General features: G+C 46.1%; 25 protein-coding genes. 17 read left to right on the forward strand and 8 right to left on the reverse strand.

The window, feature by feature from the left end; translation table 11 throughout:
* The first annotated feature begins 134 nt into the window (after positions 1 to 134).
* From RT717_RS14890 to RT717_RS14905, 4 genes are read left to right on the forward strand one after another with little or no spacing between them, the layout of a single operon-like run.
* Positions 135 to 482 (forward strand): hypothetical protein, encoded by a 348-nt coding sequence (locus RT717_RS14890; protein ID WP_317487175.1) that lies wholly within the window; start codon positions 135 to 137, stop codon positions 480 to 482.
* Between the two features lie 24 nt (positions 483 to 506).
* The gene (locus tag RT717_RS14895) at positions 507 to 746 is read left to right on the forward strand and encodes a hypothetical protein (protein WP_317487176.1); all 240 of its coding nucleotides are present in this window, start codon (positions 507 to 509) and stop codon (positions 744 to 746) included.
* A 27-nt stretch (positions 747 to 773) separates the two neighbouring features.
* On the forward strand, positions 774 to 1,049 hold the full coding sequence (locus tag RT717_RS14900; RefSeq protein ID WP_317487177.1) for a hypothetical protein: 276 nt from the start codon (positions 774 to 776) through the stop codon (positions 1,047 to 1,049).
* 22 nt (positions 1,050 to 1,071) lie between these two features.
* Positions 1,072 to 1,293 carry a hypothetical protein gene (locus RT717_RS14905; protein WP_317487178.1) on the forward strand — a complete coding sequence of 74 codons (222 nt, stop codon included), beginning with the start codon at positions 1,072 to 1,074 and terminating at the stop codon, positions 1,291 to 1,293.
* 34 nt (positions 1,294 to 1,327) lie between these two features.
* Here the strand turns inward: RT717_RS14905 and RT717_RS14910 are convergent, their stop codons facing one another.
* Together RT717_RS14910 and RT717_RS14915 are read right to left on the reverse strand one after the other, a co-directional pair.
* Positions 1,328 to 2,728 (reverse strand): sodium:solute symporter family protein, encoded by a 1,401-nt coding sequence (locus RT717_RS14910; RefSeq protein WP_317487179.1) that lies wholly within the window; start codon positions 2,726 to 2,728, stop codon positions 1,328 to 1,330.
* A gap of 149 nt (positions 2,729 to 2,877) precedes the next feature.
* Positions 2,878 to 3,279 carry an Hsp20/alpha crystallin family protein gene (locus RT717_RS14915; RefSeq protein WP_317487180.1) on the reverse strand — a complete coding sequence of 134 codons (402 nt, stop codon included), beginning with the start codon at positions 3,277 to 3,279 and terminating at the stop codon, positions 2,878 to 2,880.
* A 151-nt stretch (positions 3,280 to 3,430) separates the two neighbouring features.
* On the opposite strand from RT717_RS14915, the gene RT717_RS14920 reads away from it, so the two are divergent.
* From RT717_RS14920 to RT717_RS14930, 3 genes are all read left to right on the forward strand, one after another.
* The gene (locus RT717_RS14920) at positions 3,431 to 4,426 is read left to right on the forward strand and encodes a phosphatase PAP2 family protein (RefSeq protein ID WP_317487181.1); all 996 of its coding nucleotides are present in this window, start codon (positions 3,431 to 3,433) and stop codon (positions 4,424 to 4,426) included.
* A 68-nt stretch (positions 4,427 to 4,494) separates the two neighbouring features.
* Positions 4,495 to 4,698 carry a hypothetical protein gene (locus tag RT717_RS14925; protein ID WP_317487182.1) on the forward strand — a complete coding sequence of 68 codons (204 nt, stop codon included), beginning with the start codon at positions 4,495 to 4,497 and terminating at the stop codon, positions 4,696 to 4,698.
* Positions 4,689 to 5,084 carry a type II toxin-antitoxin system VapC family toxin gene (locus RT717_RS14930; RefSeq protein WP_317487183.1) on the forward strand — a complete coding sequence of 132 codons (396 nt, stop codon included), beginning with the start codon at positions 4,689 to 4,691 and terminating at the stop codon, positions 5,082 to 5,084. The genes RT717_RS14925 and RT717_RS14930 overlap by 10 nt, the downstream gene beginning before the upstream one ends.
* Positions 5,085 to 5,126: 42 nt before the next feature.
* Here the strand turns inward: RT717_RS14930 and RT717_RS14935 are convergent, their stop codons facing one another.
* The gene (locus tag RT717_RS14935; protein WP_317487184.1) at positions 5,127 to 5,846 is read right to left on the reverse strand and encodes a DUF4197 domain-containing protein; all 720 of its coding nucleotides are present in this window, start codon (positions 5,844 to 5,846) and stop codon (positions 5,127 to 5,129) included.
* 158 nt (positions 5,847 to 6,004) lie between these two features.
* On the opposite strand from RT717_RS14935, the gene RT717_RS14940 reads away from it, so the two are divergent.
* Positions 6,005 to 7,267, forward strand: coding sequence for a competence/damage-inducible protein A (locus RT717_RS14940; protein WP_317487185.1), 1,263 nt, complete (start codon positions 6,005 to 6,007; stop codon positions 7,265 to 7,267).
* 226 nt (positions 7,268 to 7,493) lie between these two features.
* Positions 7,494 to 8,762 (forward strand): dihydrolipoamide acetyltransferase family protein, encoded by a 1,269-nt coding sequence (locus RT717_RS14945; RefSeq protein WP_317487186.1) that lies wholly within the window; start codon positions 7,494 to 7,496, stop codon positions 8,760 to 8,762.
* A gap of 224 nt (positions 8,763 to 8,986) precedes the next feature.
* Here the strand turns inward: RT717_RS14945 and RT717_RS14950 are convergent, their stop codons facing one another.
* The 3 genes from RT717_RS14950 to RT717_RS14960 form a co-directional block, all read right to left on the reverse strand.
* Positions 8,987 to 9,907, reverse strand: a complete 921-nt coding sequence (locus tag RT717_RS14950; protein ID WP_317487187.1) for a DNA adenine methylase — start codon at positions 9,905 to 9,907, stop codon at positions 8,987 to 8,989.
* A 5-nt stretch (positions 9,908 to 9,912) separates the two neighbouring features.
* Positions 9,913 to 11,316, reverse strand: coding sequence for a hypothetical protein (locus RT717_RS14955; RefSeq protein WP_317487188.1), 1,404 nt, complete (start codon positions 11,314 to 11,316; stop codon positions 9,913 to 9,915).
* 217 nt (positions 11,317 to 11,533) lie between these two features.
* Complete coding sequence (locus RT717_RS14960; protein ID WP_317487189.1) at positions 11,534 to 13,219, reverse strand: M14 family metallopeptidase; 1,686 nt, start codon at positions 13,217 to 13,219, stop codon at positions 11,534 to 11,536.
* Positions 13,220 to 13,347: 128 nt separating this feature from the next.
* Between RT717_RS14960 and RT717_RS14965 the strand changes: the two genes are divergently transcribed.
* A complete protein-coding gene (locus RT717_RS14965) occupies positions 13,348 to 14,313 on the forward strand; it encodes an MBL fold metallo-hydrolase (protein ID WP_317487190.1) in 966 nt (321 codons plus the stop codon).
* Between the two features lie 31 nt (positions 14,314 to 14,344).
* A complete protein-coding gene (locus RT717_RS14970) occupies positions 14,345 to 14,674 on the forward strand; it encodes a hypothetical protein (protein WP_317487191.1) in 330 nt (109 codons plus the stop codon).
* 73 nt (positions 14,675 to 14,747) lie between these two features.
* Here the strand turns inward: RT717_RS14970 and RT717_RS14975 are convergent, their stop codons facing one another.
* Entirely contained in the window at positions 14,748 to 15,311 is a 564-nt protein-coding gene (locus RT717_RS14975) for a hypothetical protein (protein ID WP_317487192.1), read from the reverse strand.
* Positions 15,312 to 15,468: 157 nt separating this feature from the next.
* Positions 15,469 to 16,167 (reverse strand): RDD family protein, encoded by a 699-nt coding sequence (locus RT717_RS14980; protein ID WP_152000965.1) that lies wholly within the window; start codon positions 16,165 to 16,167, stop codon positions 15,469 to 15,471.
* A 44-nt stretch (positions 16,168 to 16,211) separates the two neighbouring features.
* Between RT717_RS14980 and RT717_RS14985 the strand changes: the two genes are divergently transcribed.
* From RT717_RS14985 to RT717_RS15010, 6 genes are read left to right on the forward strand one after another with little or no spacing between them, the layout of a single operon-like run.
* Positions 16,212 to 17,177, forward strand: a complete 966-nt coding sequence (locus RT717_RS14985; protein WP_317487193.1) for a stage II sporulation protein M — start codon at positions 16,212 to 16,214, stop codon at positions 17,175 to 17,177.
* Positions 17,158 to 18,039: a hypothetical protein gene (locus RT717_RS14990; RefSeq protein WP_317487194.1), complete on the forward strand. Its 882-nt coding sequence runs from the start codon at positions 17,158 to 17,160 to the stop codon at positions 18,037 to 18,039. The genes RT717_RS14985 and RT717_RS14990 overlap by 20 nt, the downstream gene beginning before the upstream one ends.
* Entirely contained in the window at positions 18,023 to 18,715 is a 693-nt protein-coding gene (locus RT717_RS14995) for a hypothetical protein (RefSeq protein WP_317487195.1), read from the forward strand. The genes RT717_RS14990 and RT717_RS14995 overlap by 17 nt, the downstream gene beginning before the upstream one ends.
* The gene (locus tag RT717_RS15000) at positions 18,712 to 19,866 is read left to right on the forward strand and encodes a DUF4350 domain-containing protein (protein ID WP_317487196.1); all 1,155 of its coding nucleotides are present in this window, start codon (positions 18,712 to 18,714) and stop codon (positions 19,864 to 19,866) included. The genes RT717_RS14995 and RT717_RS15000 overlap by 4 nt, the downstream gene beginning before the upstream one ends.
* A 41-nt stretch (positions 19,867 to 19,907) precedes the next feature.
* On the forward strand, positions 19,908 to 20,879 hold the full coding sequence (locus RT717_RS15005; RefSeq protein WP_317487197.1) for an AAA family ATPase: 972 nt from the start codon (positions 19,908 to 19,910) through the stop codon (positions 20,877 to 20,879).
* Between the two features lies 1 nt (position 20,880).
* A complete protein-coding gene (locus RT717_RS15010) occupies positions 20,881 to 22,200 on the forward strand; it encodes a DUF58 domain-containing protein (RefSeq protein ID WP_317487198.1) in 1,320 nt (439 codons plus the stop codon).
* Positions 22,201 to 22,202: the final 2 nt, after the last annotated feature.

Here is a 22,202-nt window from a genome sequence, read left to right on the forward strand (position 1 = left end):
AGAGAGTGGCGAGCTGAAAAGTGGTAGTACGATCCGTGGGAGACAATATTCACTTAGGGGCATTGGCTATTTCAAATAAGCGACCCTAATTGCTGTGAAAGGGCACTTTTCATATTAAAGCTTTATATTTAAGCATGAAAAATCTTCTGCTTTTTTTCGGAGTTGGCTTGTTCATGGTGCTCGCCTCCTATTCTTCACCAGAAACATATTCCTGTAAGGATGAAGTAAAGAAGCTCATGGTGGTAAACGACTCATTGAAGGCAGAAATTCAAAAAGCTTTGGCTATTGTGGAGGCGAGGAGACGTGAGGCTGAGCAACAGACACTAATAGCCGAAAAGCAGAGAGCAATTGCCGATCAATCTCAGGAAGAAGCGCTCATCCAGGCGGAAAGAGCGGTTCAGGCAAATGCTGAGGCTGTTAGGCAAGCAGCTTTGGCCAACGATTACAAAAAGCAGCTTGAGGCCTGTCAAAAGAAAAACTAGAACTAAACCATTATGAAACTCTGGGTGAAAATTATCATCGGTGTTCAAACCGTCATTATTGTATTTTTCTACATCTTTTCCAGTATTAAAGCAAAAGAAGCAGAACGCACTACAGCCCTGCTGATCGGGCAGGAAACTTTGCTCGTTCAGGCGCAGCAGGAGGCTGAGCTACAAGCAGAATTGGCCCTGAAGAACGCTGCAGTAGCTCAAAGACAAGCTGACCTTGCCAGGCAAGCACTTGAAGCTTGCGAGAACAGCAAGTAGAAACATCACCACTAAACCATTAACACAATGAAACTTTGGGCAAAAATCACCATCGGCATCCAAGTGCTTATCATTATCCTTTTTGCTATTTACTCCTCTCTCAAAGCGAATGAAGCATCCACGTTCCTGAACCTATTGAGGGAGCAAGAAGCACTGCTGGTTCGGGCTGAACTGGAAGCTGAAAAGCAAACTGAAATAGCGATAAGTGCTCAAGCCGAGGCCGAACAACAACGAATGATGGCCGAACAACAAGCTGCGCTCGCTATGCAGACGCTTAAGGCATGCGAAAGCAAAAAGAAGTAACTTGCCGTCAAAGTACTTTCTCATGAAAAACTTCCCACTGATCATTATTGTCATCTTATCGGCGGCCCTGATTCTCCTGGGCATCTATTCCAAAATGCAGGCTTCCAAAGCTGAGCTTAACTCGCTAATGGCCAACAAATACCAGGAAATGATGCTGCAGGAAAAGGAAGTGAATGAACAATTGACGGTGGAGCTGTTGGAGTGCAGGGAAGGGAATAGTGAGGAGTTAAATGGTGAGGAGTAAGTAGTAAGTGTTTGCTTGAAAAAAGGTAAGATACTTACCGATTGGCTGAGATAGGAGGTTTCCTGGGAAAAAGACCGGTTCCCACGACCATTGCCGCCGCACTGGCACCAAACCCAATAAACATAGCCGGAAACTCGAAGTGAAAAACATGTTCGCTCAGAAACCAGCTGATTAGCCCAACCACCATCGACAATATCGCCCCGCCCTGGGACGACTTTTTCCAAAACAGTGCTGTTACCATTGGCACAAATAGCGTGACCAAGCCCAAAATCGAAGATTCCGATACCAGCTCGTAAATATTGGTTCTGAAAGCAGCCAACCAGGCAGCCAAGGCAGCCATACCAACCACAGAAACCCTCAAAATAACTAAAAAGCGCTTGTCGGACATGTTTTGATCCACCAACGGACGAATGATATTCTCCGACAAAATACTGGCAGGTGCCAGCACGGCTCCACTACATGTGCTGAAGATCGCCGACAGCAACGCCCCGAAAAACATCACTTGTACCCATAAGTTGGTGTGTGCCATTACCATGGAGGGCAGCACCTGTTGGGTGTCTCCATCGATCAATTCCGGATAAAGCACCTTACCTGCCAGGCCAATGAACAGCGGGAGAATAGCAATCAGGCCGTACATGCCAGCTCCCAGCAATGTAGACCGAACGGCCGTTTTCTCACTTTCGGCAGAGTTGGCCCGTTGAAAAATATCCTGAGAAGCGAGCGAACCGAGGCCCAGCGTGAGCCAGGCCGCCAGGTAATGAATCCAGGTCATCGGGTCTCCGTCGGTAGGTACAAACGAAAAGAATCCCTCCGGCGCACCGTCCAATACTGGTGCCATTCCGCCAGCTTTATTGACAATAGTAACCGCCACAATCACCAAACCGACGACAATGATGATACTTTGCAAGAAATCAGTAATAGTTATGGCCCACATCCCTCCCATCAGTGTATAAATCGTCACCACACTAGCACTGATCAGGATGCCGTAAATGGTGGGCAGGCCGGAGATGATCTGGATGAGTATGCCCAGTGCCACCAGCTGAGCAGCTATATAACCAAAAAAGGTCAGCAGCATGCAAAAGCTGGCGATCAACTCCACGCTTTTTCCATAGTGGTTGCGGTACAAGTCGCCGAGCGTCAGCAAGTTTAACCTGTACAACGGCTTGGCAAAGATGAGCGCAAATAAAACGAGGCAAAGCACGCCTCCGAACGGGTCTTCGATCACACCCAGCACGCCATGCTTCACAAATTCGGAGGATGCTCCAAAAATAGTCTCAGAGCCAAACCAGAGAGCAAACAGCGCTGAGGCAGAGAGAAACATGGGCAGCTTGCGGCCTGCCAGCATGAAGTCCGTGGATGTTTTGATGTACCTGGAAGCGGCTATACCAATAGCCACAGTCAATACCAGATAAATCACTACAAAAACTCCAAGCATTAGCCTCCGCTGAAATGTAAAAGACGAGCAGCAAAAATAGGAGTAGAAAAATGGAATACAATACCGTTAAAACACAAGACCCCACGGGCAAACGCTCGCAGGGTCTTCAAAAAGGACTAATCAAAACTATGCTTAATAGTTATTCTCTTTTACACAGTATCTATATCTATGCTCCTGAAATATCCCTCAGCCAGTTCATTAAAAGGCATGATAACTTTCAAGTGCTTTCCTTCATACAGGGCAGTGATGCTATCCAGCTCCACGTCGAATGGGATCGGCATCAAATGTACAATATTTGGTGCTCCCTCCTGTTCATTCGTGTGGTTGGGTGCCTTATAGTTCAGGTAATGGAACACACTCAAGTGCCTGTTGTGAATTTCAATTTTGAGGTTTTCCACCGAGAGTCCCGGAGCAACCACATCCAATTCGTAGCAATCTTCCAGCTTCCGCATTTTTGTGGAAGGAAGACTCATACCGCCATTGATTGTGTTCAGCAAATCGGCCGTCACAACCATGTTTTTTACCAAAGAGTCAGATAACTTCATTTTCATATATCCTAAATTCCCACATCACCAATCAATCAATGTACCAACGCATTTTTCAGGTATTTATGTCATGTTTTCTGAATAAAAATTCATAGAATCGGTCAAATTGTCTTTTTGTCTGACAGAGTAATCCCGTAGTTTCGGCAAAAAACAGCTGATGTTTCAAACCGAGCCAAACCATTTCCTCCAGAGTTTTGACAGCCCGGCCATTTACTGGCTTATGGACGCTACCACCAGGCTCGGGTACAACTCCGCCTTCATTGCCGTGGCCATTGTGCTCATTTTTGGCATCCATATGAAGAAGGCCTTCCTTGCTACACACATGCTTATCTGGACAGGGTTTGCCGGAGCTCTTCTGAAAGACTTTTTTGCCCTGCCCCGCCCGGAAAATGTTGATTCATCGCTCAAGCACCTTGTCAATGAGTTCAATGCCGTTTCTCCCTTCGTCAGAAAAGGCGGGCAATCCTTTTTCAGCCTACCTGCACCGGAAGCCATTGAATACTACAGAGAGAACAAGCTCGATTCTCATGGGTTTCCATCAGGTCATGTGAGTGGCTCGGTGGCTTACTGGGGAGGTATTGCGTTGCTGTTTAACCGAACCTGGGTGAGGGTGGCGGCCATCATTATCATTGCGCTGATGCCATTTTCACGCATGTACCTCGGCAGGCACTTCCTGGCCGATGTGCTGGGTGGGCTCGTTCTCGGTGGCATCACCGTTTGGCTGGCGTGGTTTTTTCTGATCAAAAAGAATAAACTTTCGGCCTATCTCTCCCTCAGCAGGCTGCGACTGCAAATGAATATGCCTACTCTCATTTTCATTTCTTCTTGTGTTATACTTCCCATCGTTTTCATTTTCCTGGGCAACAGCATAGCTGCTCAATTCCTGGGGCTCAATATTGCTTTCCTCCTCATTGGCTTGCAGGGATTCCCCTCGGATGAAGGTAAGTGGCCGATCCGGGTTTTAAGAGTGGTGTTGGCCATTGTGGTATTGGTGGGGAGCAGTATTCTCCTTGATCAACTGATCAGGGCTGTCGGGTTGAAAGGCAATAACACTGTGCTGTTGATGAAAAGGGCTTTGGAGATGTTTTTGTTGATTTGGGGCAGCACGGCTATTGCTAAGAAACTGGGATGGTATAAAAGCCAGACAGGGTAATTGACTATTTTTCATTATTTTTGACTTGTAAGAAGTGCAGGAGTCTTTTTTCTTTTAATAAATGAACCATGAGAACCATCACGATAGACATTATTAACGAAAAGGCTATTAGCTTATTAAAAGATTTAGAACTGCTTAAGCTCATCAGAGTTCGAAAAGAAAAACTAGTTGATAAAACGACTAATTGGGCTAAGTACAAAGGAGCCATGACCAAGCAGCCATTGCATGATATTGACAAGCAGCTTGATGATCTGCGTGACGAATGGGAATAGAATACCTTTGGGTTACCAATGTGGTCATCTACTATCTACAGCAACAGTTTTCTCCATCTGCAGAAAAATTCATAGACGCTATTTTAGCCAATTCTCAACCATCAATTTCAAGTATTACTGAGATTGAACTCTTGTGCTGGAATGCGCCAACAGAAAAAGACCTGGAAGTAGTAAAAAACTTCATTGAGGATGCATGGGTATTTGAGCTTGAAAGCGCTGTTAAAATGAAAACTGCTGAAATCCGCAAAGCTCATAAGGTAAAACTACCCGATGCGATCATTGCCGCCACTGCCGTCGAATTTGACTTGACTCTTTTGACGAGAAATATCAATGACTTCAAAAATATACAAGCTTTGAAATTGGCAAACCCTTACGAAATTCAGTAGTAATTTCTCAGATTTAACTGGTTTTCAACTTTATCCCCGCAATCAATTATCCTGCTCCTTGAACACCTTCTTTAACAGTTCGGTAGTTCGGGCGCCGGGGTTGCTGCGGATATTGGCTTCTTCCTGGGCCACCAGTTTGAACAGACCGTCAATAGCCAATGTGGTTGCGTAGTCGTTCAGGTCAGGGTTGACCTTGTCCACAAATGGAATCTTGTTGTAAGTATTTACCAGGTCGCCGTAGTATTTAGTCGCATTCACCTTGTCCAACGCCTTTTGAATGACAGGCTTAAATTTGTCCTCAAGTTGGCTGGTCGTTGTCTTCTGCAAGTATTGAGTGGCGGCGTCCTTGTCTCCCTTCAGGATATTCCAGGCGTCATTGATTGTCATTTGTTTTATCGCACTCACAAAGATCGGTGCCGCCTGTTTGGCTGCTTCTTCAGCTCCCCTGTTGAGTGTTTCAATGAACTGATCCACCTGCTTATCCATCCCCAGCTGACGGAGCTTTGTCTCCACTTTTTGCACGTCAGGAGGAAAAGGAATCTTGATCTGAGGGTTTTTGTAGTAGCCATCGACAGCAGAGGCTTTTTTGGCTCCGTTGGTAATCCCTTTTTCCAGCGCCTCCTTCAATCCCGATACCACCTCCTCGGTGGTTGGCTTGGCGTCTTTCAGGTAGCCGTCAACTGTTTTCTGTATTTGCTGAACTGAGCAGGCTGAAATTGCCAGTATGCCAAAGGCCAATATTGTTGCAGATAAAAATCTCATTACGTTGCTGTTTTAAACTTTTTCAAATAAAACCACTTTATATGTTTATAGCTAAAAAACGATGTTACAAATTTGGCAGGAATTTAAAGTAGCCGAACCCAGTTTGATAACACAGCGATCTATTAACTTTCGCCAGAATAACGAACAACATCTCATCCATGCATATCACCGCAGAAATACTCACTATTGGAGATGAAATCCTTTACGGACAAATCAATGATACCAACTCCACCTGGATAGGTCAGCAACTATCAGAACGGGGCATAAAGGTAATCCGCAAAACCACGGTAGGTGACGTAGAAAACGAAATGATGGCCGCCTTTGCTGAGGCAGAAAAAAGGGCAGATATCATCATCATCACAGGCGGCCTGGGTCCGACCAAGGACGACTTGACTAAACCTTTATTGGCCAGGTACTTTGGTATGGAACTGGCATTACATGAAGAAGCCCTCGCAGAGATCACCGCCCTTTTTGAGAAGCGTGGCTTTCAAATGACTGACACCAACCGCCAGCAGGCGTGGTTGCCCAAAGGGAGCACCAAACTCACCAACCGCATGGGCACCGCTCCGGGCATGTGGTTCGAAAAAGGCGACAAAACCTTTGTGTCGCTCCCAGGTGTGCCTTACGAAATGAAAGTGTTGATCAGCGAACAGGTCATCCCCAGGCTAAGAGAAAAATATACCCTGCCGGTTATCTACCACAAAATGATCCGTACTATCGGTATTGGTGAGTCATGGTTGTCGGACAAAATTGAATGGTGGGAAACATCGCTGCCTCCGCACATCAGGCTGGCCTATCTTCCCAGCCCCGGAGAGGTGAAGCTACGGCTGACGGGTGCCGGCCCCAACCTGGAGACGCTGGCGAAAGAAGTGCAAGCTGAAATAGACCGGGTGCTGCCCGATATTCAAAAGTTTGTATACGGCTACGATCAGGAAACCATTGAATCAGCCATCGGCAAGCTGCTGCTGGAGCGCAAGCTGACAGTGTCTACCGCCGAAAGCTGCACGGGCGGCTACCTCGCTCACGAAATCACGAGCGTACCAGGCAGTTCCGCCTATTATGTAGGCAGCATTATCTCCTACGACAATCGTATCAAAACCGATGAGCTGGGCGTAAAGCAGGAAACCCTCGACACGGTGGGCGCTGTGAGCGAAGAAACTGTGCGACAAATGGCGGAGGGCGTGAGAAAAAGGCTGAAAACGGATATTGGGCTGGCTACATCGGGTGTTGCGGGCCCAGACGGTGGTACGCCTGAAAAACCTGTCGGTACCGTGTGGATTGCCTGCGCTTTTGAGGGGCAAACTTTTACACGAAAGCTACAACTGACCACCGACAGGCAAATCAATATCCACGCCAGTGCGTTGCACACACTGAATCTTTTAAGGACATCGCTGATGGAAATGGAGGAGGTTGCTAAATAAGTGTTCTCTCTCTGCCCGGTTTGGTAAAGCTTACGACACTGCAAGGAAAAATTATACATCATTCCCATTAAAATGTTAACTTAGAGGCCGTAAGCGCTATTTTGCACACAAACGATTCTTAGGTTTTAGTCTATAAAGAGACGATGAATTAGAAGAATATTTTGAAAAGCAATAAACAACAATACAAATAACCTATTACCCAAAAGGATACGAAATACTTAGTGACATGGCAGTAGTTGAAATGGTGATGCCCAAAATGGGTGAAAGTATAATGGAAGGCACGATCCTTTCATGGTTGAAAAAGCCAGGAGAGACCATTGAACAGGATGAGTCGGTGCTGGAAGTGGCTACTGATAAAGTGGATACGGAGGTGCCCGCCACCCATGCTGGCGTGTTGAAAGAGATTTTGGCCAAAGAGGGTGAAGTAGTGCAGGTGGGCAAAGCCATTGCGATTATAGAAATTGAAGGAAGCAGTGAAAACGGACATACTGCTGACATCTCAGGGAATGGCAAGGACGCTGTGGCTCTTGCTACCGAAATGGTCGAAACAGCCGTAGCAGCAGTGAGCCACACCCCCATTGCAAAGCCAAGCTCCGACAGATTCTACTCTCCCCTTGTGATGAGCATAGCCAAAGAAGAAAAGATCAGCACGTCAGAGCTGGAAGGAATTCCCGGCACTGGCAAGGAAGGCCGTGTTACCAAAAACGATATCCTCGCTTACATTCAAACCAGAGGAAAAAGCGCTGCCCCTAAAGTGGCCGAACCAATAAAAATCACTTACAGCGGCGACGATGAAATCATCGAAATGGATCGCATGCGCAAGATGATTGCAGAACGCATGCTGAGCAGCAGGCAGATCAGCGCTCATGTAACCTCATTTGTGGAAGCCGACGTAACCAACGTGGTGAACTGGAGAAACAAATGGAAGCGTTCCTTTCAGGAAAAGGAAAGAGCGGCCCTTACCTATACCCCCATTTTCATTGAAGCGATTGTGAAGGCCATCAAGGACTTCCCCATGATCAATATCTCGGTAGATGGCACAAAGATTGTCAGGCACCAGGCTGTGCACATTGGTATGGCCGTGGCATTGCCATCAGGCAACCTGATTGTGCCCGTGATCAAAAATGCAGACAAGCTGAGCCTGCTGGGCATTACCCATGCGGTGAACGACCTGGCTGAACGTGCCCGCACCAACAACCTGAAGGCCGACGAGCTTTCAGGAGGCACCTACACCATCTCCAATGTGGGTGGTTTTGGCAATATCATGGGCACGCCTATTATCATGCAGCCTCAGGTGGCTATTATGGCCGTGGGTGCAGTGAAGAAAAAGCCAGCGGTAATCGAAACCCCACAGGGCGACTTCATCGGCATCCGCCACATGATGTTCCTCAGCCACAGCTACGACCACCGGGTGGTGGACGGCGCACTAGGAGGCATGTTTGTGAGGAAGGTAGCGGATTATTTGGAGCAGTTTGATACGACCCGTTCTATTTAGCTACACCAAGATTTGAAGCTCACCAACGACCACTTTAAAGCTCAAATTGAGTTGAATTTGAGCTGTATTTCTAATATAGATGAGCCATAAATGCATTTCGACTAGCATTTTCTTTATGATATTCCTCAGCCACGGCTACGACCATCAAATAGCGAATGGAGCTTTGGGCGGCTGTTTTTTTGAAAGTGGGCTACTCAAATAGTTATTTTAACACTCCTATTAGTTTATTCTAGTAGAGCGTCTGGTGATCCTTTATAAGTAATGAGCATTTTACCGCCCCTTTTTTCATGCTTATACTTAGTTGGATTTCTGTCTTTCAATACTTCACTCTTTAAGCTCTCACTAAAGAACAGAATTTCCTTGCCAATTCTGGCATCATATGCTGTGTGCTTAAATGAATACTCAATTTTGTCGACATCGGGATAAAGATCTTTTATTTCTTGCGCATTGTCATATGAAACTAACCAATTAGACAAATCGGAGTCGACTATTGACAAACTAACGGCTTTATGATCTTCAAGCTGATAATGATTTAGATAAAGTGAGTCAGCCTTTTTGAAATAAGGAGGGTCTAGATATACTAGGCTGGATTCTTCCTTTCCAGTTGAAAAGGCCTTTATAACATCCAAAGCATCATCATTTTTTACAATAATTGAGTCTTTAATTTCGGCAATCCTCTTTATCCGCTCGATCAATTCCTCTTTGTTAAATCGACAGTCAATTTTATAAGGGCTAGTTTGGTTTCTCCCGCCAATCATTCCCCCCATAATTATCCCTGACCTATTGGTTCTATTCATAAAAAATGAAGAAAAACCCAGATCCATAAGGTTTTCCTTCTCCTTGTTGTTCTGGATTGCCCTTTGGTTATCCCATTCAGAAAGGGAAATATCTGTGTTTCTAATTCTATAGATAAACTCATCACTATAATGGAGGATGGAGTACCAAAAACTGTAGATTGACCTGTCTTTGTCGTTAATGGTAACTTTTTTCACATAGCCATTCATCAAAAGAAAAAGTGCGACTGCGGCTCCGCCGCAATACGGCTCTACATAGTGTTCGGTTAGGTTATTTTTTTCGCAGATCTTAGCGATAAAGGCAGATAGCTTATTTTTCCCACCTGGGTACCTTAAAGGAGAGTAGTTCATTGTAATTACTTAGGTGGATTCAAAACTATTTTAAACAGGGACTCCAACTGAGCATAGGCTTTTCTCACATCTCTTTCTGATGACGAGCAGTTTTCATTATGATTAATCATATTCATTCGTTCCAAAGAGTATGGTTGATCATAGTCAGATTTAACAATCTTTAGTGTTTCAATTAGATTCGAATCGTTAATCGAAGGTGATTTACCATTGATTATATGTGTTAGCATTTCACCTAGCTTGGGGTTGTGATTCTCCAATTTCTTTATTTCCTTAAACTCACCTGTTTCTTTGAAATAAAATAGAAGAGAACACTCTAAAAAGCTTCTTAATAAGTCATGTGTTGCATTTGGAAAGTCTTGGACACTTATATTTCTTAACTCATCATATAGTATCCTCAAGCTTGAACTATTTAGTCTAAAGGGTAAGTCTCCAGAGTGATAAAGCCCCTTTGGTACAGTTTTGCTTCTAATATGGAGAGCTTTTGCTGTTTCAGCTTCTTGCCTTGGGTTAGTTATGGGTTTACTGCCAACTTCAATTATTTCATTTCCGAACAGGTCGCTTGTTGTGTTTACTTTGATTTTTTTTTCAACTTTTTCGGAATCCTTAGGGTCAATAGATCGGATAAAATCTTCAATTTTCTCCTTCTTGTTCAAGGTGCGGGAATCAATTCTATTTCCTTGAAGATCTGTTTTGTTCAAAATGCTAAATATGACAACCTTTAGCTCGTCTGAGAAATTAGGGTTTTGAACCTCTAAATCCCCCTTTTCCAATATTTTGTAACCATATTTTTTCTTTGCAGGCGTTGATGTAAGAGTCCTAAAAAAGTTTGTAACAAATCCTTTACCAAGTATTTTATCCTTTAACGCCTCCGGAATATCTAACGCTCTTACAGCATTTGTAAGCCCCACTTTAAGTGAGTTATTGATCGTCTCATCCCCTCGCCTGGTATTGTAATTCACTCTTTCAGGCTCTTGCCAACCGACTTCATTATTCCCGTTGGCGTGCTTTCTGTCAATATATCTAAAACCGACAGCCTTATCCGTTGTTACTATGCATTCAACCGCAAAGCTCTCATCAACGGTAATTTTACTCTTTTGCCCGATTAAGAAATCCTTAAAAGTGGGATTGTCTGATAATTCTGGGTCTATGAGAAGCTTGTATGCAGTAAGCCTCCTATTCCCTTCCAAGACGATATTGTTATCCTCATCATTCCAAACTACAAGCTTTTCAAGCTGAGGCAACTCAAAATCTTTAACAACAGCTTCAACTAACTTCTTGATCTTGTATTCGGCATTGCTAATAAAAAAATTTATTAAAACCCTCTCATCGGTGTTGTAGTACTTGTCTGGAAATCGGGCATTTTCGTCCCAAAGAATTAGGTCTTTAACTTTTAGTGTTTGTGTTTTCATAGAAGTTTATGAAAGATTACTCAGACACATCAACGGACATCACAAACCACATTTCTAACACTCTCCGGCAATGCAAAACACTTCTTTCAATAGTAAATTAAGCAAAAAAAATACTACAATGCCCTTTATTGCTTGTAAGACTCCAATAGCCATTAAAAATCAGATGTTTTTTAATATATGTTGAAATGACAATAATCAATATCCTGGATTAGTATTATTACCTCAACCCTACCTCCCTCTTCACCTTCCCTCCTTTTTCGGAATCAATAGTGATGGTAGCCTTGGGCGAATTGCCTGTTACTTTGAAGACATACTCAATCGTTTTGGTACGGTCAGCGCTTTCACCATCTCGGCGCCCGGCGAGGTTTCCAAGATCGGTCCTCATTTTACCGCTGACCAACTCGGCGCCACTTAACTCAACAATCGCCCTTACAGGCTTGGCTATCTCCAGCTCTATGGCTCTTTCCGTGATATTGGTGGGCAAATAGCCGTCGTTTTCTACAGTGAGGCTCACTTTCACCAGCTTACCTTTTTCCAGCACTTCTACTTTCGGTTGCGAAACGGCAATCTTCGGGCTGGTTTCTGCCAGCCACAGCATCCACTCCACATACTTTTCTATTTCTCCCTTCAGAAATTTAGTTGGTGGATTCTGGCGGGTAAACTTATAATCCCATCCACCAATTTCCACCTTGCCCAGCTGCGGGTGATCGTAAGCCTGCCAGTTGACAAAGCCCTTGCCGCCCAGTTCGGCGTCATTCCATTTCATCCTCTCCAAATCAGACACACGGCCATCTTTGTTGGCATCAGCCTGGAAGGCTCCCCAGAACTCCGGCACAAAGCCTACGACGCCGTAGTCCCAATAGCCCCAGCTGATCAGGGTGCCGTGGCGGTGCAGGCGGGGATTGCTATAGCTGGGCACCACCTTCTGGCTGGTAGTGGTGGCATATTTATCTGACAGCTCAAGGATGAGGCGCTGATCTTCCATATTAAAGTTGTCCCAATTGGTAGTGGAAGGCAATCGGTAGAGAAACCCAGCGGCCGTGTGCCCATGGAAAATGCCGGTAATGTTGCGGTGCGTGCTCAAAAACTCAATGGTCGCCCTGGTTTCAGGCTCCGAAAGCGGATAAGGCCCGGCTCCTTTTTGCTCCGACTCCAGGCCCCAGTTGCGGGGGAAGTTGCGGTTCATATCAATGCCACCAATACCGTCTTCGTTGTACAGTCCGTCTTTGTCATCATCAATTCCCTCGTCGTACATGTCGTAAAAATCGCCACTTAGGTCGTTGGGCTCTCGTTCCACCATGATGCGGGGATCTTCGGTACTGATTTTCCACTTGCCAGTGGGGTTCTTCACCCGCATGTCGGTGATGAGGTTGTCGCTGTTCAGGTCGTTGCCCGGGTCTTCGTCGAGCAGGCCGTCGCCGTCCTGATCATAGGGTCTGGGTGTGCTGCGCAGCGCCTGGGGAGTTGTCAGGGCAATGTCAGCGCCGTCCGGATTGAACTTGGGGCGGATGTAGATAGTACGAGTATCGATGAGGTTGGTAATGCGTGGATCCTTGCCGTAGCTGCTGAGCAGCAGCCAGGTATAGTGCAGCGCTACTTCGGCACCCGTTAGCTCTCCAGCATGGATATTGCCGTCGTAGTAATAGGCTGGCTTGTCCTCTGCGGCGCCAGTGCTTTTGTTGGTGATTTCCAGCACCATCAGCTGAGTGCCTTTCAGCGTCTCGCCTATAGAATAGAGTTTGGTCAGGTTAGGATAGGCTTTGGCCCACTCCTGGAGCAAGTAGTAAGCATCAGCAGTGATGTGATACTTCGCCCAATTGGGGTTTTTAGGGTCTTCCTTCTGCGCCTGGGTGAATTGGGCAGCGGTGACAAGAACGGTAATGAAGAGCAACTTTTTAAGCATGGCTTTCGGTTTGATTGATGCAATAAGATACCGACGCCCTATGAGCCTTTGAAAGGGAATGTGATGGAAGGGAGGTTTCATTGCTGAACGATCAACCCTACATTTAGAATGTTTCACTAGATTGAAGTATGATACGATCGGACACTTTCAATGTAGCATTCCTCCTGCTGATCAGCACAGCCATCTCGTCCTGCAAAGAAAAATCAGCAGGACAAGCTGAAGCCTCATTGCCTGACCAATTCATCATGGTGCTGGGTGTGGCGCAAGACGCCGGTTACCCGCAGGCTGGCTGCGAAAAAGCCTGTTGCCAACACTACTGGTCGGGTGAGCACAAAGAAGAGAGGGTGGTGAGCCTTGGCATCGTAGACAAGAAAGCCGGAAAGGTGTGGATGATCGAAGCCACGCCTGACTTCAAAAGCCAATGGCATGACCTGAATGAGAAGGCTGGTCTAAACAATACCTCTCCCGATGGCATTTTTCTCACCCATGCGCACGTAGGTCATTACACCGGATTGATGGAGCTGGGCAGAGAGATCATGGGGGCTGCCAGTGTGCCCGTTTACGGCATGCCGGTTATGCGGTCTTTCTTAACCCAAAATGGCCCCTGGAGCCAGCTGGTTGCCCTGGAAAATATCAGTCTGCAAAAGCTGGCGGCAGACTCTACGATTCAATTGTCACCTGACATTTCCATCACCCCATTTCTTGTTCCACACAGAGACGAGTTTTCAGAAACCGTGGGTTACCGCATTGAAAGCGGGCGTAAGGGTGTCATCTTCATCCCCGATATTGATAAATGGAGCAAGTGGGACAGAAACATCAGAGAGTTGGTAGCATCTGCCGACGTGGCCTTTCTGGATGCCACCTTTTTTCGAAAAGGAGAAATTGCCCGTGACATGAGCGAGGTGCCCCACCCTTTTGTAGAAGAATCGATGGCGCTATTTGAAGACTTGCCCGAAAGTGACAGACGGAAGGTACATTTCATTCATTTCAATCATACCAATCCGTTAATATGGAGCGATGAAGAGATGAAAAATGTAAAAACTAATGGGTTTAATATTTCCAGAGAAGGTGACATATTCGAATTAGTCAATTAAATTGTATGAACAAAACTTATTTTCGACAACCATGAACAAAATCCCCTCTTTTGTTTATCTCATTTTCCCAGGGTTCCATTTGGCACTCATTATTTCAAGCTTTTTTGGGGTTCGGTTTGATTCTTACTGGGGTGTTGATGCGCTATTTTCGGGCTTAATCATGGCCTTGATTGCTTCCATCCTTTACATCGTCCATGTAACAAAAAACCAGGAACTCAACCGGGAGGGCAAGTTCCAGTGGATACTGCTCATTGTAGTTGGAGGCTTGCTTGGCGAAATATATTACTGGTTCAAGCACATTCGGAAGGGCGAGTTTGCTAAGTCAAGAAATTCCAGGCGGTACTTCAACTCAAACATATAGGCAACAGGTCAAACCGAAACTCTGATATCGAATTCACTCAGTGTCTCCTGAAAGGGACGCTGAGGAGTTTGAACTAGATCACGTTTCTATAATGGAGCAAATATTTATTATCCTTACCTAACTCATAAAATCCTGCACTTGAATGCGGATATGTTCTCCAGTCTTCTACAAGGCTCCATTTTCCGCTCACTGGATTATGATGGATATAATCCAGCTTTTGCTCAACTATCTTTCGATTAAAGCATTTCTTAGCATCAAACGACAATCTAAAAACTTCGTGTTGCTTGTTCTTGTTCTTTTCACTTTCTCTTACATGCGACGATAATTGCGTCAAAAGGTCTGACTGACCAGACTTCTTTAGCCTCTTAACAATCTCGTACGCCAAAAAGCGCTTGCCATTCCCTACGAGGTTATTCAAAGAAATTCCGCATTTGTCGCCCAAATAAACAAGTCCATGAAAATGGTTTGGCATTATGACATACCCCACCAGAGAAGCATCATTTTTAAGCAAGTAACCAAACCACTTATTGAAATATTCATAAAGCGAAGTCTTGTCGAAAAGGGGTAGCCATTCAAAGCAGGTAAATGTAATAAAGTAGATTGTGCCGATCTCTGTATGCTTAGTGTGTGTTGACATAGGGTAGAAAATATTCTCTTAATACTCAGAGTCCCCTCCTATCGTCGGGAGACTCTGAGGGAATACTAGTCGATGCTCCCAAAATTGTGCGCCTAAAGTAAAGAGGTTACTATCTGCGCTCCCGCACATAGTAACCTCTTTACTTTTCCGCTCCCTCCTACATCTCCTTGGCCGCCATGTACTCGTAGTCGGCAATTACGGTATACAAAAACTTCACGTCTGGCATCGGAGTTTCTATGGACAGCAGGTCTTTGATTTTTTGTGACACCAGCATCACTGCCTGATCGTTGAGTCCCTCCTTCCGCAGGTTCAAAGCATTTCTGATGACTTCAATCTGGCTATCATTCAGCACCCTGGCAGTTGGAAACGTCACCTGATGGTTTTCATCGACTTTTGCGACCAGGTCAGCATTAGAAACCTGCTTTTGTAGTCTGATCACCACTGTGCCCGCAGCCAGATCGCCCAGCCGTTGTCCGTTTTGAGTTGCAATAATGGTAATCACGGCAACGCCTCCACTCATAAAGTAGATGTCGACAAGCCGAAGCACCCACCTGAGGATATAATTCACAATTCCAGCGGGACTGCCGTCAGCCTTCACCACTTTGATATTCATGGCTTTTTTGCCAATACTCTGCCCCTGAAAAAGAGACTCGAAAAGCAGGGAATAAAACATGACCAATACCCATGGAATGAAGTAGAACTCCGGTCGGTCAAAACCTGTGGAAATGATCCAAAAGCACAGCACGATGAATACAAAAATCACAAACATGTCAATCAGGAATGCAAGGATCCTTTCGCCAAGGCTGGCTAGCTCAAGGTCGATTTCTATATTCTGACTGGTGACAAATTTGGGCATTTCCCTTCTAGTGATTATGTTAACGCATATTTGGGCGGAAGATAATGAAGCAGTCAATATTTGTAAAAAATAATCAGGCTAAATGGAATGAATTTGAGTCGAAACTGACAAATACTGGCACACTTTCTTCCGACGAACTTTCGCTCATCTATATCCACCTTACCGAAGACCTGGCCTTTGCCAAGGCCAACTATCCAAACACCAAACTTTTCACCTATCTGAATGCCCTGGCGTTGAAGGTCCATACAACGGTGTACAAAAACAAGAAAGAAGAGAAAGGGCGGTTCCGTAAATTCTGGGCCTATGAGGTGCCATTGGAAATCCGAAGGTCGTACAAATACATCCTTATTGCCTTCCTCATTACTGCTGCTGGAGTCGCCATTGGAGCCCTGTCTTCTGCCAACGACGAAACCTTCATGCGCCTGATCATGGGCGATGCCTATGTGGACATGACGCTAAATAATATCAAAGAAGGCGACCCCATGGGCGTGTATGGTTCTATGGAGGGCAACCATATGTTCATGGCTATTACCTCCAACAATATCCGGGTATCATTTGTGGCTTTTGCGCTGGGCCTTTTCTTTAGTGTTGGGGCCGGGTGGGTGCTGTTCCAAAATGGTGTAATGCTCGGTGCCTTTCATTACCTATTCTTCAAAGAAGGCTTCTTCGACGATACCATCCTCACCATCTGGCTTCACGGCACTATTGAAATCTGGTCTATCATCGTAGCTGGGGCAGCGGGTATTGTCCTCGGCAATGGCTTCTTGTTTCCCGGCACCTACCCCCGGCTGTACTCGTTCCAGCGAGGGGCAAAGCAAGCCATTAAAGTAGTGCTTGGCCTGTTTCCTTTCTTCGTAGTTGCCGGGTTTATCGAGTCGTTTGTAACACGGCATACCGAATGGCCACTTTACCTGAAGCTTTTGATCATCAGCTTGTCGCTGCTGCTCATTCTATTCTACTTTTTCTATTTGCCTCTAAAAACCAACCCTCATGACCACGCCAAAAATTGAGTTGTACAAAATGCGTGACTTCGGCCAGAAGCTGAACGCCACCATCGAATTCATAAGAGCAAACTTCAAAAAGCTTTTTACAACGTTGCTTTTCGTTGCTGGCCCCACTGCCCTCATCATGGGCATAGTGATGAAACAGTTTATGGGGTTTTTCATGGGCATGTCTGCCAACCCGGGGAATCCGGCTATACTGGATGACCTACCCACACTTTTCACGAACTACTTCGTTATGTTCCTGGTGTCCATTTTTGCCAGCATTATGTTGTCACTTACAACCTATGCCTTCATGGAGCTCTACAGCCAAAAAGAAGCGTTGGAGTTTAGCGCCATGGACGTGCTTCGCAAAGCCTTGAGCAGGTTTGGCTCCACCTTTTTACTGACCATCCTCGTGGGCATTACTCTTTTCATTTCAGTCTTCTTCTTCTTTCTTCCAGCGCTCTATTTCGGGGTCGTCCTGTCGCTGGCTATTCCTATTCTTTATTTTGAGAAAGTGAGCCCGGTGGAAGCCTACAGAAGAGCATTTACCCTTATCAAAGACAAGTGGTGGAGCACTTTCGGGCTGCTTTTCATTTCGGTAATGATTTCCTATGTGGTATCGATGATTTTCTCCGTGCCATTTTATGCTGTATACATGTTTGAGTTGGTAGGTGTGGTAGACAAAATCAACACCGACCCTAGTGCCTTTACCAATATATTCTCAAGTTGGTATATGGCCATTAGCATGGTGATCCTGGGTGTGGGGGGCTACCTCTCCTACTCTATCCCGCTGATCGCACTCGGCTTTCAGTATTTTAATTTGGCAGAACGAAACAGCGCCCCCGGCTTGATCAATAAAATTCAGGACTTTGAAAATATTCAGTAAAGCTGTATTTGCTTTTGCTGCAACCAGCATTGCGTGGGGAGCCTGTCTGTATGCCGAAGCCAGGTGGCTGGCCGGAGAAAGAGCCTTTGACCGGGCAGCCATGGAAGCTTACAAAGCCGACCCAGCTTTTGACTACGTCAGCCTTCGGCCGGAAGGAATTTCACTTTGGGATCAATTATGGCTTTGGATATTTAGCCTGATCGGCAGGTTGTTTGGTGGGCCCAACGGACAAAATATAGGCCAAATCCTCTGGTTACTTTTTCTTGCGGCTGTGGTCGTGGGAGCAGCCTATTTGATTATTAAAATGCAGTATGGCTCCGTTTTTTCTAAATCGAATGAGGCTGGCAGTTCGGCTTTTACCGTGTATGGCGGCAGCCAGCAGGTTGACTACAACAAGCGCATCAATGAAGCATTGGAAGCGGGCGACCTTAAAATGGCCATTCGCTATTTGTATATGAAAGGCCTCACGAATCTGAGCGATCAAAACCTGCTGAAGATTCGCTCCTGGAAAACTGGCGCCGACTATGCCAGTGAGTTGAGCGGAGACCAAAAATCAAAGTTTATCCAGCTCAAGCAGGTGTTTGAGTATACCTGGTATGGAGAGTTTGAGCCGGACGAAACCGACGTTCAACTGTGCAAGGCAACAGTGGCTGACCTGGAAAAGAAAAAGGCATGAACAAAAAGGACAAAATCTTTCTTTGGGTTTTTATCGGCCTTTTCGTCGGTTACGTGATCGTGCAATACACGGCACCCAAACCGCTCGATTGGACTATCACCTTTCATGAAGATGACAAGAATCCATTCGGGGGTTTTGTGCTCATTGAAAGGCTGCCGGACATTTTTCCTGAGCTTGAGACCAGCAACTATAACTTCACGCAGCTTTTCACAGACAAAGAAAATGTTCTCGTTTTGGCACATGAAATGGAACTAAGCCCAACTGACGAGGAAAGCATCAGTGAGATGCTCCACGCAGGTAGTTCCGTTTTTTTGGCAGCCCATCAATTTCCCCAGGCATGGCTCGATTCATTGGGCCTGAAGGTGGCGTTCAACTACAGCTTCGTTAACGAGGAGATATTCGGAGAAGATCAAATTCAATTAATCAGCCGCATAAACTCTTCTTCATCGAGGTACCCCCGGCAAATGATACAGGCAGTTTTTGAGGAAGTAGAAGCCGACAAATGGGAAATCATTGTCACCGATGAAACCGACCAGCCACTGGTAATCAAAAAAGCAGTTGGTGATGGCGAATTGATTTTATGCAGTTCGCCGCTGATCTTCACCAATTTTGGTCTGCTCTATCAGGACAACTACCGGTTTGCGGCTGGTATATTGAACCTCCTCCCTGAGCAGCGCACCCAGCTCAGCTACTTCTACCAGCTTGGCCGGCCCGAAGTTCAAACCCCGCTACGTTATATCCTTTCACAGGAAGCACTGAAATTGGCGCTTTACCTGGCTTTGGCAGCGTTACTGGTCTTTCTGATTATCGAAACACGAAGGAGGCAACGAGCCATTCCAGTGATGACACCGCCTGAGAATGCCACTTTGACTTATGTGAAAACACTGGGCAATTTATATTTTCAGGAAGGCAATCATAAAAACCTGGCGGAAAAGATGATCCGGCACTTCATTCACCGGGTAAAGGAAAAATATTACTTGACCTTTGAGCCAACTGAGTATTTTAATCACATGCTTTCGGTGCGAAGCGAGGTACCTATTGAAGAGATCAACGCTACGCTGGCAGCGGTGATCGCTGTCAGGCAAAAGGAACAGATAAAAGGCAACGAGCTGGTGTTGCTGGCTGAAAAGCTCAACAGGATAGTGGGTTGAAAAATGTTAAAAATGGAATCAGAAGTTGACATACAAATAGCATGAGTGAATTTGAAAACAGAATTGATCTGAAACTTCTCAATGAGAAAGTAGCTAAAATAAAAACCGAAGCCAGGAAAGCGCTGGTGGGCCAGGACAAAATGCTCGACCTGATACTGGTGGCGCTGTTAGCAGAAGGCCATGTGCTGATTGAGGGCGTGCCTGGTGTGGCCAAAACGCTTACAGCAAGACTAACAGCCCGAATGATTGATGCCGAGTTCAAGCGCATTCAGTTTACTCCCGACCTGATGCCAGCCGATGTGCTCGGCACCTCTATTTTCAACCCCAAAAAGGCTGAATTTGACTACAAGAAGGGGCCCATTTTCTCCAACCTCGTCCTCATTGACGAAATCAACAGGGCACCAGCCAAAACCCAGGCCTCGCTTTTTGAGGTAATGGAGGAAAAGCAGGTCACCAACGACGGCACCACCTACCCACTGGATCCCCTTTTTATGGTGCTGGCTACTCAAAACCCTATTGAACAGGAAGGAACCTACCGGCTACCCGAGGCTCAGCTGGATCGGTTCATTTTCAAAATTAAGGTCGACTACCCAAAGCTGGAAGAAGAGTTTCAGGTGCTGCACCTGGTCAATGGCAACTTTGGCTTCAAGCAGCTGAGCTTTATTCATCCTGTGATTAACCGCAAGGAGGTAATAGAAATAAGGGAAAACCTGAGGCAGATATTAACCAAAGACTCGCTGGTGGAGTACATTGCGCACCTGGTAGGCAAAACCAGAAGCCATCCTTCCCTGTATCTTGGTGCGTCGCCAAGAGCGTCAATCGACCTGCTACGGTCATCGAAGGCCTACGCCGCTATGCAGGGCCGTGATTTCGTGACGCCCGAGGACATTCAGTACCTGTTCAAGCCAGTGGTTGACCATCGGATCATCCTCAATCCTGAAGCTGAAATGCAAGGGCTCACCTCCACAGAAGTTTGTCAGCAAATCATTGAGCAGGTCACGGTGCCCAAGTAAAATGAAGCTATTCGTTACCAACCGGTTCTACTACAGTGCCACCGTCCTTACCATCGGGTTTGCGGCCAGCTATTTCTTTCCGGCGCTTCTCATCCCGGTTAAGCTGGTTTTCTTTGCCTTTATGGCACTGCTGGCTGCCGATTTTCTCTTGCTGTTTATTACTGGCGGCGAGGTGAGCTGCGAAAGGGAATTGCCAGAGCGGTTCTCGAATGGTGATGACAATGCTGTGGTCTTAAGAATAACTAACAGGTACTCATTCGGCCTGGACGTTGAGGTGCTGGATGAGCTGCCTCCTCAATTTCAGATGAGGAACCTGGCCATTGTTCTGACTGTCGCCAGAGGTGAAACACGGCTGGCGTCTTACTTCGTTCGGCCTACTGCAAGAGGCGAATACAACTTCGGACACACCAACGTGCTGGTTACCACCAAACTTGCCATGATCAACAGGCACTTCAAAGCCGGGCACGAACAAACGGTAAAAGTGTATCCGTCCTTTCTGCACCTTCGCAAATACGAACTGATCGCCTTTTCTCAGCAACAGTCAATAGAAGGCCAGCGAAAGCTTCGGAAGATTGGCCATAGCATGGAGTTTGATCATATCAAGGAATATACGCCCGGCGACGACCCACGCCACCTCAACTGGCAGGCAAGTGCCAGAAGGGGCCATTTGATGATCAACCACTATATCGATGAAAAGTCGCAGCCGATTTATAATGTGATTGATAAGAGCAGGCCAATGAAAATGCCTTTTGAAGGAATGACACTGCTCGACTACGCCATCAACGCCTCGTTGGCCATCAGCGATATTGCGCTTAAAAAAGGAGACCGGGCGGGTCTTGTTACTTTTCAGCACAAACCCGACACCATCGTACCTGCGCAAAAAGGCCCCAAACAGATGTACGTACTGATGGAAAGCCTCTACCACGAAAAGACAGCCTTCACTGAGCATAACTTCGGAATGCTCTATGCCCAGATAACAGCGAAAATAACGTCGAGAAGCTTGCTACTGTTGTACACCAACTTTGAGTCGTTGTATTCACTGGAGCGCCAGTTAAAGTACCTGAAGCTGCTCAATCGTAAGCATTTGGTATTGGTTATCATTTTCAGAAACACAGAACTCGACGGACTGATTACCAATGGGGCGGGTGACCTTCGGGAGGTTTACCATCAGGCCATCGCCCAAAACATGCTCAACGAAAAGTTCGCCATACTCCAGTTGCTTCGCCAGCATGGCATCCTGAGCCTCTATACCACCCCACAAAGCCTGACAGCAGATGTCGTGAACAAGTATTTGGAGTTGAAAAGCAGAAGGGCGATTTAGCG

The organism is Imperialibacter roseus (genome assembly GCF_032999765.1).
GTDB classification, from domain to species: Bacteria; Bacteroidota; Bacteroidia; order Cytophagales; family Cyclobacteriaceae; genus Imperialibacter; species Imperialibacter roseus.